10 protein-coding genes are annotated in these 12,850 nt (G+C 63.1%); 9 read left to right on the forward strand and 1 reads right to left on the reverse strand.

The genetic code is table 11. The features are described 5' to 3' along the window. Positions 1-27 precede the first annotated feature (27 nt). Positions 28-480, reverse strand: coding sequence for a hypothetical protein (locus HMPREF2565_RS02540; protein ID WP_246819106.1), 453 nt, complete (start codon positions 478-480; stop codon positions 28-30). 538 nt (positions 481-1,018) lie between these two features. On the opposite strand from HMPREF2565_RS02540, the gene mraZ reads away from it, so the two are divergent. The 9 genes from mraZ to HMPREF2565_RS02585 all read left to right on the forward strand — a co-directional run bounded on the left by mraZ (position 1,019) and on the right by HMPREF2565_RS02585 (position 12,826). Further along, complete coding sequence (gene mraZ, locus HMPREF2565_RS02545) at positions 1,019-1,453, forward strand: division/cell wall cluster transcriptional repressor MraZ (RefSeq protein WP_046647963.1); 435 nt, start codon at positions 1,019-1,021, stop codon at positions 1,451-1,453. Between the two features lie 173 nt (positions 1,454-1,626). Then, the gene (gene rsmH, locus HMPREF2565_RS02550) at positions 1,627-2,670 is read left to right on the forward strand and encodes a 16S rRNA (cytosine(1402)-N(4))-methyltransferase RsmH (protein WP_071406826.1); all 1,044 of its coding nucleotides are present in this window, start codon (positions 1,627-1,629) and stop codon (positions 2,668-2,670) included. Then, positions 2,667-3,521: a cell division protein FtsL gene (locus HMPREF2565_RS02555; protein ID WP_071406827.1), complete on the forward strand. Its 855-nt coding sequence runs from the start codon at positions 2,667-2,669 to the stop codon at positions 3,519-3,521. Before rsmH ends, HMPREF2565_RS02555 begins: the two co-directional genes overlap by 4 nt. Positions 3,522-3,810: 289 nt before the next feature. Then, positions 3,811-5,679 carry a peptidoglycan D,D-transpeptidase FtsI family protein gene (locus HMPREF2565_RS02560; RefSeq protein ID WP_071406867.1) on the forward strand — a complete coding sequence of 623 codons (1,869 nt, stop codon included), beginning with the start codon at positions 3,811-3,813 and terminating at the stop codon, positions 5,677-5,679. Positions 5,680-5,727: 48 nt separating this feature from the next. Further along, the gene (locus tag HMPREF2565_RS02565; protein ID WP_071406828.1) at positions 5,728-7,281 is read left to right on the forward strand and encodes a UDP-N-acetylmuramoyl-L-alanyl-D-glutamate--2,6-diaminopimelate ligase; all 1,554 of its coding nucleotides are present in this window, start codon (positions 5,728-5,730) and stop codon (positions 7,279-7,281) included. Then, entirely contained in the window at positions 7,278-8,813 is a 1,536-nt protein-coding gene (murF, locus tag HMPREF2565_RS02570; protein WP_070701790.1) for a UDP-N-acetylmuramoyl-tripeptide--D-alanyl-D-alanine ligase, read from the forward strand. Before HMPREF2565_RS02565 ends, murF begins: the two co-directional genes overlap by 4 nt. A 23-nt stretch (positions 8,814-8,836) precedes the next feature. Then, positions 8,837-9,949: a phospho-N-acetylmuramoyl-pentapeptide-transferase gene (mraY, locus tag HMPREF2565_RS02575; protein ID WP_049155252.1), complete on the forward strand. Its 1,113-nt coding sequence runs from the start codon at positions 8,837-8,839 to the stop codon at positions 9,947-9,949. Next, a complete protein-coding gene (gene murD / locus HMPREF2565_RS02580; protein ID WP_070701788.1) occupies positions 9,946-11,337 on the forward strand; it encodes a UDP-N-acetylmuramoyl-L-alanine--D-glutamate ligase in 1,392 nt (463 codons plus the stop codon). The genes mraY and murD overlap by 4 nt, the downstream gene beginning before the upstream one ends. A 19-nt stretch (positions 11,338-11,356) precedes the next feature. After that, complete coding sequence (locus tag HMPREF2565_RS02585) at positions 11,357-12,826, forward strand: FtsW/RodA/SpoVE family cell cycle protein (RefSeq protein WP_070515752.1); 1,470 nt, start codon at positions 11,357-11,359, stop codon at positions 12,824-12,826. Positions 12,827-12,850: the final 24 nt, after the last annotated feature.

Raw genomic sequence — 12,850 nt, forward strand, 5'->3', positions numbered from 1 at the left:
TAGGGTGTCCACTAAACGAGGGTAACCTCACAGGGTGGAGGACAGGATGATGTCGTGTTTCGTGTTGCTTGGCTTGCCGTCTGCCCGGGCGGTGTCGATTGGGGGCAAGCCTGCCGGTGCGATGAAGGAGTCAGGTTCTACTCCGAAGAGCGTGAGGTCCACCGCCGTGCCGTCCTGGTTGTGGGCGTTAGCAATGGTCAGGCCCAAGGGGGTGGCTTGGTCCATGCCTTCTAGTTGAGAGAAAGACTCGGCATCGGAGGCATCGACAACGGAGCGGGTGAATGCAGAGTCTTTCTGCGTGCCATCGGCGAAAGCGATGACGTTGCTCTCCATCGCCTTGAGGCCGGAGACGCCGTCGTTGACCAAGCCTGCGGTGAGACCGGAGATGATAACGACGAGCATGGACATGAGTGCGAGGACGACGCCCATGAGGAGGAATCGGGTACGCGCGAAGAGCATCTCGCGCCAAGCTAGATACATGAAGGAACTTCCTAGTGTGTGGGGTGAAGTGAGTTGGCGTGTCACCCTGCGTGCCGCAAGATGGCAACATGATGTTTCTATCATGGCGACGCAATGTTTCTAAAACTTGTGCGGGCATTTTGCGCGGGGAGGGGAGACTTTTTGTGCGATTTCCCGATTTCCCCCACTTTGCCCCACCTGCGCTACGCGCCGGTCGGGGAATGTGGGCCTAGAGGCCCTTTGGAGCGTGGTGGGAAGATGAAAACGTCAGGAATATGGGGGTGGTGGGGAAAATTACATGCCAAGGGGTCAAAGTTACGTGAGTGAATACGTGGAAATGGGCCTGTTTGAGGGGGCGTGTCAAGGGGGGTCTGGGAAAACTTCCCACTGGAAAAATTGCCTTTGACCTGCAATGTTATTCCGACACGCAGATTGTTGCGGTGATAAAGGTGTGGGAGGTGGGGGAAAGTGGGGTAGAGTGGGGCGTAGCGGAGGAGAGTTGCTCTCTTGTCGCGAGAGGAATCCGGAGTTTTCGAGTGACAGGAAGGTGGACCCGGGGATGTTTCTCGGCACCTACACTCCCAAGCTCGATGACAAAGGACGGCTCACGCTTCCGGCAAAGTTTCGCGAAGAACTGGCTGGCGGCCTCATGGTCACCAAAGGTCAGGATCATTCGCTCGCGGTATACCCGCGGGAGGAGTTCGCGGCGCGAGCTAGGAAAGCAGCGGCCGTGTCACGCACCAACCCAGAAGCGCGTGCGTTCATCCGTAACTTGGCAGCGAGTGCGGACGAGCAGCGCCCCGATGGGCACGGACGTATCACGCTGTCCGCAGGGCACCGTGAGTACGCAAACCTGACGAAGGAATGCGTAGTTGTGGGCTCGGTTGACTTCCTCGAAATCTGGGACGCAGCCGCGTGGGCTGAATACCAGGCGCAAACTGAAGACGCTTATTCGGCGGCAGACGCCGATGACGTACTTGCCGGGCTGCTGTAGAGCTTCCTGGCACACAGAGAGTGCGTGTATGGACTCTGCCCGAGGAGGATGAGCTGGTGTACTTCCCCGACATCAGAACCCTTCCTCGGACAGGGCCCTATACGCACTCGATTTTTTATCGAACAGATCTGATAGCGGCCTCAGGCGCCTGAATGGAAAGGGGGACAGCAACTGTGGACCACAACGGCACCATTACCTATGACGTGAATGACAACCACGGCCATGTCCCTGTTATGCGTGCGCGTATGGCTCAGCTGCTTGCTCCGGCCGTCGAAGCAGCGGGGGAGCACGCCGTCATCGTGGACGGCACCCTGGGGGCTGGTGGCCACAGCGAATACTTCCTCAACAGCTTTCCTAACGCGCGAATTATCGGTGTGGACCGTGACTCCGCCTCGTTGAGCAGTGCTTCTCGACGTCTCACCCCCTTCGCCGACCGCTTCGTCGGCGTCAACGCTCGCTTCGATGAGGTCGGTCGTGCCATTGCGCAGGGTGGCCATGAGATTTTTTCTATCGCGCGAGAACACGGCATTGCAGGGGCATTGTTTGATCTGGGTGTGTCCTCCATGCAGCTTGACCAGGTGGAGCGTGGGTTTGCGTACAAGACCGACGCCCCGCTGGATATGCGCATGGACCCGCGCCAGGGAATGACTGCCGCCGACGTACTCAACACCTATAGCCACGGTGACCTCGCCCGCATCCTCAAAACCTATGGCGATGAGCGCTTTGCCGGCAAGATTGCTTCGGCAGTAATAAAGGAAAGGGAAAAGGAACCTTTTACTACCTCAGCCCGCTTGGTTGAGCTGTTGTACGCCACGATTCCCGCAGCGACGCGTCGCACCGGTGGCCACCCCGCGAAGCGCACCTTCCAGGCGCTGCGCGTTGAGGTCAACCGCGAGCTTGAGGCGGTCGAACAGGTCATTCCCGTGATTACGGATGCCCTGTCCGTCGGCGGCCGCGCCGTGTTCATGAGCTACCAGTCGCTCGAAGATCGCATCGTCAAGCATGCCTTCACCAAGCTCAGCACCTCGACGACTCCGCCGGGGCTTCCCATGGACCTTCCGGGCACGGCGGCGCACTATTCCATCGTGACGCGTGGCGCGGAGAAGGCGAGCGAGGAGGAGATTGCAGAGAACCCGCGGGCAGCGTCCGTCCGGGTACGCGCACTCGAGCGCCTCGAGGGCAGTCCGTCTTTTCATGAACCGGGAGGTAGGCCATGACGCTGAGAGACCGAACCGCACAGGCAACGTACCACCGCGACCACGAGAGGACCCACACCATGGGAGCTAGCCGCGATTTCACCACCGGATCTGATTTCTCCGGTCAGGGAACCGCGCTGCTGGAGCGGGGGCGCCGCACCACCCCGTTGCCCAGTCGCACGCCGCATCGCAGTACTGTGCCCGCCCGCCGGGTCGGAACGGGTCTGCGAGGAAACCGCCTCGGTTCGAAGCAGGTAGTGAGCAATCGTGGGCGCCGCGTCGTACAGCCCACGCGGGTTACTGGCCTTTTCGCTCGCCTTTCTTTCATCGCCATTGGCCTGCTCATCACTGGTGTGGCTGCGGCGATGTGGCTCTCTGGCCTGTCGACGTCCCAGACCTTTAAGATTCAGGAGCTTACTGCCCACGAATCCACGCTCGATAACCAGCTGGAGACTCTGAACCGAGACTTGGAGAATGTGCGTTCGGCGTCGGACGTCGCCCGCCGCGCCCACGAGGCCAAGATGGGCGTCCCGGTTCAGCCTGGCGTAGTGGAAGTCGACGCAGACGGAAATGTGGAACAGAAGCGCGAAGCAACCCCGGATATGGAATCGGTCATCGACGTAAACGGCGAACCGGTCCGCCCGGGTCAGGCCTCGAGTGACCCGCACGCGACGGCGAACGTATCCGATAACCTGAATGCCCGTCCGACGCTGAGCGAGAGGAACCGTGAGCGCGAAGGCGCCGAGTCGGGTGCGTCTCGTTCGGACAACCACCCAGACGGCGGTGAATCCACCACTGACGGACAGTCGGCCGAAGGGAACGTAGAGCTGCCGGACATCCCGGCCCAGGCTCCCTACGCCGCCCGCGGGTAGATTCCATCCCCGCTCCGCGCGTGCCTGCGTGGGCGGGCGGCGATCATAGGGCACAATTCGGGATGTACCACTGATTATTGACCCATCTTCGCTGCAGACAGAAAGGTGACGTGTGACCCCACCACACTCCGGTGGCCCGCGCCCGAGGCGCGCTTCCGCCGCCCGTGCCGCCCAACCGCGCGGTACCTCTCACCAACCACGGCAGCGTTACGACGCCGACCGCGTCGTTCCCGCGACCCGTTCACGGAATCCGCGCACCGGCAAGCCCTTCATGAGCCAGCAGAAGACGATGCGCCGTCGTGTACACGTCATCGCGGCTTTGCTGCTCGTGGTGATGCTGGCGTGGATGGGGCGCCTCGCGTGGGTCCAGATCGTGTGGGGACCTGACTTGGCGGCGAAGGCCGCTGCGCAGAGAACCCGCGTCTATGTCGATACGGCCGGGCGCGGCGAGATCCTCGCGCGCGACGGCCAGCGGTTGGCCTACACGATGCGCGCCCGGTCCTTGACCGTGTCACCTACGCGCCTGCGAGATGAGCTCCGTGAACAGGAGGAGCAAAAAGCCGCCGGCGAGGCTCACTTTGAGTCGTTGGCACCCGATGCCAAAGAGGCTTTCCTCGACGACAAGGTGACAGAGCGGCTCACCGACATGTCGGAGGGGATCCCGAACAAGCTGAAGGAAGCCGGCATCGATGCCGGGGACGTGGATTCGGAGCAAATCATGGACAAGCTCCGTGCCGATACTCAGTATGAGGTCCTCGTGCGCAACGTCGATCCGGATGTCGCGGTGGCCATCTCCGAGGACTACCACGGGCTCGCCGCCGATGAGCAGCAGATCCGCCAGTACCCCAATGGTGCTATCGCAGAGAACGTCATCGGCAAGGTGTCCATGGACGGCCAAGGCCAGTTCGGCTTTGAGGCCTCCGGCGATACCACACTGACGGGTATTGACGGCAGCTCCACCGAGGACGTTTCAGCCAGCGGTCAGGTCATTCCCGGCACCCTACGCGATCAGGTGCCAACGACCGACGGCAAAAACGTCACGTTGACGCTCGATCTGGATCTGCAGACCTACGTTCAGCAGAAGCTGGAAAAGGCCAAGGCTAATTCGAAGGCAAAGAGCGCCGAGGCAGTCGTTCTGGACGCCGCCACGGGTCAGGTTCTGGCTATGGCGAATACCGGCACCATCGACCCGAACAAGGACATCGAAAAGCAGCTGGAGAAGGATAAGACCTTCGACAACCTCGCCGTCTCCCACCCCTTTGAGCCGGGTTCGGTGGCAAAGATCATCACCGCCGCGGCAACCATTGAGGAGGGCCTCACCAACCCTGATGAGGTCCTCCAGGTTCCCGGCTCCATCGACATGGCTGGGGTGACTGTGAACGATGCCTGGCCGCACGGCGTTGAGCCCTACACCACGACGGGCGTCTTCGGTAAGTCATCGAACGTGGGAACGTTGATGTTGGCAGATCGTCTTGGCCAGGATAAATACGCTGACTACCTCAAGAAGTTCGGCCTCGGCCAGACTTCCGGCATTGAGCTGCCCAACGAGTCTCCAGGCCTCGTACCTGACCGTTCGCAGTGGTCCGGCGGTACCTTCGCTAACCTGCCCATCGGCCAGGGCCAGTCATGGACTGCCCTGCAACTGGCTTCTATTTACCAGACCCTCGCCAATGACGGTGAGCGCATTGAGCCGCGCATCATTGATTCGATCACCGCGCCTGACGGGACTAAGGAAGAACTAGAGAAGCCCGAGTCCACCCGCGTGGTCAGTCCCGAAACCGCGCGCACTGTCGTGGACATGTTCCGTGCGGTCTTCCAGGAGGATCCGCAGGGGCTGAACAACGGTACAGCCGGCAACGCGCAGATCGAGGGCTATCAGCTCTCCGGCAAGACTGGTACCGCGCAAAAGGTCGACGAGGAGACGGGGGCATACTCGAACTCCAAGTACTGGATCACGTTCGCGGGCATCGCGCCTGCCGACGATCCCCGCTTTGTCGTCGCAGTCATGCTCGACGAGCCCGAATCCGGTGTCAACGACGATGGCTCCGGCGGCCAGTCCGCAGCGCCGGTGTTCAGTGACATCGCATCCTGGCTGCTTGATCGTGACAATATTCCGCCTTCCCCACCAGCACCGCACCTGACCTTGCGTGCCGAATAGATAGCTCCGGCCGCGAATAACCTACAGAGATAGAGAAGAGGACGCACCGTGACCAGCAGCATCAGCCTTGATCGTTTAGCAGAAATTTCTTCGGGCACCGTGATCGGGGATGCCTCGACCACCGTGGGCTCCTGCGGACTAAACTCTGCAACCCTGCCACCTGGTGGACTCTTCGCTGCGCTTCCGGGAACGCGCGTTCATGGCGCACGGTATGCCGCAGACACCGCAGCAGCCGCGATTCTGACCGACCCGGAAGGCCAACGCATCCTTGCCGAAGCGGGAGAAACACGCCCACTTCTCGTGGTCGAGGATATCCGCGCCATCCTCGGACACGTTTCCGCGGAGATCTATGGGCACCCCACTGAAAAGCTCACCATTCTCGGCGTGACGGGTACGTCCGGTAAAACTACGACGAGCTACCTGCTGGAAGCGGGGCTTTTGCACGCGGGCTTGTCGGTGGGCCTTATCGGCACCACGGGCACTCGCATTAACCGAGAGCCGGTGCCTACCTCGCTGACGACCCCCGAGGCCCCGACGTTGCAAGAGCTCTTCGCCCGCATGGTGGACGAAGGGGTAACGCACGTGGTCATGGAGGTGTCCTCCCACGCGCTTTCCCTGGGCCGCGTTCAGGGAACGCGCTTTGCCGTCGGCGGATTCACTAACTTGAGCCAGGACCACCTCGACTTCCACCCAACGATGGAGGATTACTTCGAGGCGAAGGCCATGCTTTTCGACGGTCCCCAGGCCGCCGACCGCTCCGTTGTCTGCATCGACGACGAGTGGGGGCGACGCATGGCGCAGCGCGCCGCGGCGCGTCCGGTCATGACAGTGTCCACGAGCGCGGAGGCGACCGAGACGGACATCACCGCCCGCCAACTCAGCACCGAGGCCACCGGCGCACAGCAGGTGGAGCTGATGGTGTCCACCGGAGAGCACGCTGGTTCCTATGAATTCCGGCTGCCCATGCCGGGCACTTTCAACATCGCCAATGCGGCCTTGGCCACCGGCATGGCCGCAGCCAGTGGCATCGAGCCGCGCGTCTTCTTGGAAGGCGTAGAAAAGGTAGCGGTCCCGGGCCGCATGGAACGCATCGACCGCGGCCAGCAGTTTGTCGCCGTGGTCGATTATGCGCACAAGCCTGCAGCGGTCACCGCGGTCCTCGATACCCTGCGTGCGCAGCTGGAAGGCAGCAGCGGCCGGATCGGCATTGTCGTCGGCGCGGGAGGTGACCGCGACTCTTCCAAGCGCCCGCTCATGGGGGCGGCCGCCGCGAAGGGCGCCGATATGGTCGTGATCACCGATGACAACCCCCGCACCGAGGACCCAGCAGCTATCCGCGCGGCAGTGCTCGCGGGAGCGCGCGAAGCGAACCCGGAGGCCGATATCCGGGAGGTCGGCTCCCGTGCCAAAGCCATCGACGAGGTCGTGGCGTGGGCACAGCCGGGCGATGCCGTCATCGTCGTCGGCAAGGGCCACGAAGTAGGACAGCTGATTGGTGATACCGTCCACCACTTCGACGACCGCGAGGAGATGGCGCGTGCACTTGATGCCGCGATGACAGCGACTACCCTGAGTACCGAAGAATCCAAGGAGCAAGCATGATTGCGTTAAGCCTCGCTGAGATAGCTCAGATCACGGGCGGCCGCCTGGATAGCGTCGACGAGCCAGAGACCCCAGTGACCGGCTTTGTTGAGTTCGATTCTCGCAAGGTCACTCCGGGTGGACTCTTTGTGGCACTGCCCGGAGCCCGCGTCGATGGCCACGATTACGCCCACACCGCGGTGGAGAAGGGAGCCGTCGCCGTCTTGGCTGCCCGGCCGGTGGGTGTACCCGCCATCGTCGTGGAGCCGCGCGGACGCGTAGAAGGTGACGGAGCCAACGCCGATATCTATGCCAACGATGTCGATGGCTCCGCCGCCGCTGTCGTCGAGGCGTTGTCCGCGCTGGCCCGCGCAGTAACGCAGCGGCTGGCGACAGAGCAGGATTTGACCATCGTGGGAGTGACGGGATCGGCGGGCAAGACCTCGACCAAGGACCTCATCGCCACCATCTTCCGCGAGGTGGGGGAGACCGTCGCCCCGCCCGGCTCCTTCAACAATGAAATTGGGCTTCCGTATACGGCTCTGCGCTGTGATGAGCACTCGCGCTACCTCGTGGCGGAGATGTCGGCCCGCGGTATCGGACACATCCGCCACCTCACCCAAATCACCGCGCCGCGCGTCGGCGTGGTCCTCAACGTCGGCTCCGCGCACCTCGGCGAATTTGGCTCGCGCGAGAATATCGCGCAGGCCAAGGGAGAGTTGGTGGAAGCACTGCCGAGCGCGGAAGCGGGCGGTGTGGCCGTCCTCAACGCCGACGATCCTTTCGTCGCCGCAATGGCGACACGCACGGGGGCCAAGGTGGTGTACTACTCCACGGATAACCGCCGCGGCGGCGCACCGGCGGCACAGTACTATGCCACCAACATCGAGCTCGATGACGTGGCCCGCCCCTCCTTTGTCCTCCACAGCCCCAACGCTGAGCCAGTCGAAGTGAAGCTGCAGGTATTTGGTTCCCACCAGGTGTCTAATGCACTGGCCGCGGCAGCGGCAGCCATCGAGCTGGGGGTATCGGTAGCCACGGTAGCGGCTGCGCTGTCTGGGCACCGCCTAGCCTCCGAGCACCGCATGGACGTGCGCACGCGCCGCGATGGCGTCACCATCATTGATGATTCCTACAACGCCAACCCGGATTCGATGCGCGCGGCGATTGCCGCCTTGGCCTATACCGCAGCAGCACGCCCCGATGCCCGCTCCATCGCGGTGCTTGGTGAGATGGGAGAGCTCGGCAGCGATGCCGAACAATCGCACCGCCAGCTCGGGGAGATATTGGCCAAATACCACGTGGAGCACCTCGTCGCGGTGGGGGAGAACCCCAACTGCCGGGCAATGACTGAGGCGGCTGCACAGCAAGGTATAAATACAATGGTGTGCGCCGATGCCGCGGCTGCCGCTCGGGCGGTCGACGGCATTCTGCGCGCGGCCCCGGCAGGGGTCGATGATTGGGCTAGCCGTAGCGTTAAGGACGTGGTCTTGATTAAGGCCTCCAATGCCCAGCGCCTCTGGTTGGTCGCGGAGCAGCTGAACCACAGCTAGCCGCTAGAAAGGACTTCAAGCTCGTGACTCAGATCATCATCGCTGGTGCGGTTAGCTTCCTCGTGGCGATCTTTACCACCCCGGTTCTCATCCGATACTTTTCCGACTCCGGTCGCGGTCAAGAGATCCGCGAGGACGGTCCCAAGTCCCACCTGCGGAAGCGGGGTACGCCGACGATGGGCGGCCTGGCTATTCTGGCCGGTATCTTGGTGGCTTATCTCGTGGTTGGTTTTTATGGCATGCTGACGGGCCACGGGGGGTTTACTGCTTCGGGTCTGCTCGTCCTCGGACTGACGCTGGGCTTGGGCGCGGTGGGCTTTGCGGATGACTTCATCAAACTCTTCCGGAAGCGCAACCTAGGTCTCAACAAGACCGCGAAGCTGGTCAGCCAGCTGGTACTGGCCCTCCTCTTTGGCTTTCTTGTGCTGCGTTTCCCCAATGATGCGGGCCTGACTCCTGGCTCCACCAAGCTGTCGTTCATCCGCGATTTGAAAACTTTCGACTTTGCGGTTGGCGGCGTTGTGATCGGAACCATCGTGTTCTTGATCTTCATGTACTTCCTCATTGCGGCGTGGTCGAACGCGGTCAACCTCACCGACGGCCTCGACGGTCTTGCCGCAGGAGTGACGGCGATTGTCATGGGCTCCTACTCGCTGATGACCTTCTGGCAGTTCCGCTATTCCTGCGCCACCAACTTTGCGGCAGGCTGCTACCAGGTGCGCGATCCCCTCGATCTCGCCGTGCTCGCGGCGGCGGGCCTCGGTGCCTGCCTCGGCTTTTTATGGTGGAATGCCGCGCCCGCCAAGATCTTCATGGGAGACACCGGCTCCCTGGCGCTCGGCGGATTGGTTGCCGGCATTTCGGTCACCAGCCGTACCGAGCTTCTCATGGTGATTATCGGCGCCCTGTTCGTTATCGAGACGGTGTCCGTTGTCATTCAGATCGTGGTCTTCCATTCCACCGGCAAGCGCTTCTTCCGCATGGCCCCGATCCATCACCACTTTGAAAACGGCGGTTGGGCGGAGACTGCTGTGGTTGTCCGTTTCTGGTTGCTGGCCGCGATGGCGGCGATGGCCGGCGTGGCCATCTTCTACGGTGAATGGCTGACCTCCACAGGTATAGGTGTCGGCGCATGACGCGCCCCGACTTCCTCTCTGGCCGGGTCCTCATCGCCGGTGCCGGCGTTTCCGGCCGCGGCTGTGCTGCGGTCCTGGACCACCTAGGCGTGGACGTCACGGTGGCTGATGGAAACCAGGAATCCCGCGCTCGCCTCGCCGCCGAGCTCGACGTTGCCACCGTGGACACAGCAGCAGTAGACCTGTCGGATTACTCCCTCGTCGTGACCTCGCCGGGGTGGCGCCCGGATTCGCCGTTGCTCGCCGCCGCAGCTTCCCGCGGCCTTGAGGTCATCGGTGACGTGGAGCTGGCCTACCGCCTTGACCAGGCAGAGGTATTTGGGCCCTCCCGCCGCTGGCTCGCGATCACAGGTACCAACGGCAAGACCACAACGACGGGGATGCTCGCTGCCATCATGGCCGCTGACGAGCAGCGATCCGGCCAGCGCGCGCAGGCTGTAGGAAATATCGGGGTCTCGTCTTTTGATGCCTTGGCCGCCGAGCCCCGCGTGGATATCCTCGTCGCGGAACTGTCCTCGTTCCAGCTGCACTGGGCCTCCCAGCTGCGCCCGGATGTGGGAGCGCTGCTCAACCTCGCCGATGACCACCTCGATTGGCACGGCTCCTTCGAGGCCTACGCGGCGGATAAGGCGAAGATTTTGCGCGGTACGCACGCCGTTTATGGAAAGGACGACGAGCACGTTCGCGCGCTTGCCGCCTCTCTATCCGGCGCTACCGCCTTTACCCACGCCGAGCCCGCCCCGGGCGAAGTCGGCGTGAGTGCCGGCAGCCTCGTGGTCAATGAGGTCGCCGGACTGCACGCGGCCGTGGTGGAGGATGTCACCACCATCCAGCCCGCAGGTCTTGCTGGGGTGCTGGATGCCGCTGCTGCCGCGGCGGTTGCCGCGCTTGCCGGCGCTCAGCCTGAGTCCATCGCGGAGGGCCTCGACGCCTACGTGGTGGCCGGGCACCGCGGTGAGGTTGTCCACCGTCATAGTGGCGTGACCTACATCGACAATTCCAAGGCGACGAATCCGCACGCCGCGGAGGTTGCCATGCGTGGTCTTGACTCCGTGGTGTGGGTCGCCGGTGGTCAGCTCAAAGGCGCAGATGTCTCGGACCTCCTGCGTACCCACGCCGCGCGGCTGAAGGCGGCGGTTCTGGTGGGCGTCGACAAGCACGTGCTGGCCCAGGCCCTGGTCAAGGCGGCACCCCACGTGCCTCTCGTCATCGTGGACAGTCACGACCCTCAGACGGCGATGGACCAAGCCGTGAGCGCCGCTGTGCAACACGCCGAAGCCGGCGATACCGTACTTTTGGCGCCCGCTGCGGCATCGTTGGACATGTACACCGGAATGAGCCAACGCGGCGACATGTTTGCCGCCGCTGCCCGCCGCCTCGCCCGCTAGCTAGGAGCACCCAGAAGCCGTGACTGCCACCAGCACCCAGAAGCCACACCGCACGCTGGGCCATCGCCTGCGTGATCTTCGCGAGCGCCTGCGCGCCTACCCGGGGTTTGACTACCTGATGCTGCGCATCGCGATTTTCTCCCTCATCGGCATCGGCGTGCTCATGGCCTTCTCTTCGTCGATGGCGACGTCCCTGTCGGAGACCGATAGCCCGTGGTCGGCAGCCTTGCGCCAGTGCGTATTGGTCGCCGCCGGCCTCATCGTGTTCTGGATCGGCCTGCGCATCTCGCCGCGCACGTTGCGGGCGCTCGTGCCGTGGTTCTTGGGGCTATCCATCCTGCTGCTTATCCTCGTGCTTGTGCCCGGTATCGGTACCGGCCGCGCGGAGGTCGGTTCACAGTCGTGGATCATGTTGCCGGGTGGCGTGGCCTTCCAGCCCTCTGAGTTCGCTCGCGTCGCGGTGGGTATGTATGGCGCCTCGGCGCTGGCGGATAAAACACACCGTTCGATGCGCTTGACTGATCCGTTCATGATGTATTCCATCATCGCCGGCATCATGTTCGTGCTCATCGTGGCCCAAGGTGACTTGGGCATGGGCGTGTCCTTCGCCCTGATTGTGGTCTTCACCCTCGTATTCGCCGGCGTGAACTGGCGTGTGCCCGTCGTCGTCGGCGTCTTTGGCGCCATCGGTATGATCACTGTTTTCCTGGCCGGTGGTTTCCGTTCGCACCGTTTCCACACCTACTTCGATGCGCTGCGCGGCAATATTGAGGACACACAAGGTACCGGTTTCCAGGCTTACCAAGGCTTCCTTTCGCTTGCCGACGGCGGCTTCTGGGGCGTTGGCCTCGGCCAATCACGCGCCAAGTGGTTCTACCTCCCAGAGGCGAAGAACGACTTCGTCTTCGCCATTATCGGTGAGGAGCTAGGCCTCTGGGGCGGTGCGCTCGTCATCGTGCTTTTCGCCGTGCTGGGCTACTTTGGGTTGCGTACCGCAACCCGTGCGCAGGACCAGTTCCAGTCCTTGCTGGCCGCCACGCTGTCGGTGGGTGTTGTCGTGCAGGCCTTCATCAACATCGGCTACGTCATCGGTGTGCTGCCGGTGACGGGTATTCAGCTCCCGATGATTTCTGCGGGTGGTACGGCTGCGGTTATCACCATTGGCTCGATGGGCCTGTTGTGCAATGTGGCGCGCCACGAGCCGCTGCAGGTGTCCGCGATGCAGAACTTTGGACGCCCGCTCTTCGACCGTATCTTCTTTATTCCAGAGCCGACCCCGCCCAATGAGCGGCGCGGCGGGGCGCACCGTGCCCCGCGCGAGCGCGCAGATGCTCGGCGTTCCCAGCGCCCACACCGCGAGCGCTCCCAACGCCACGTGGAGCGCAGCCGCGAGGAACGTTTTGGGCGCGCGGTGACGGGGCGCTCTCAGCGGTCGCAGGCGCCGCGCGCGGAGGGGCGGCGGGAGTATCGGCGCGGCGAGCGCCGGTAGCGCAGTGCGGCGCTGGTAGCGTGT

This window comes from Corynebacterium sp. HMSC072A04, assembly GCF_001809235.1.
Classification (GTDB): Bacteria; Actinomycetota; Actinomycetes; order Mycobacteriales; family Mycobacteriaceae; genus Corynebacterium; species Corynebacterium hiratae.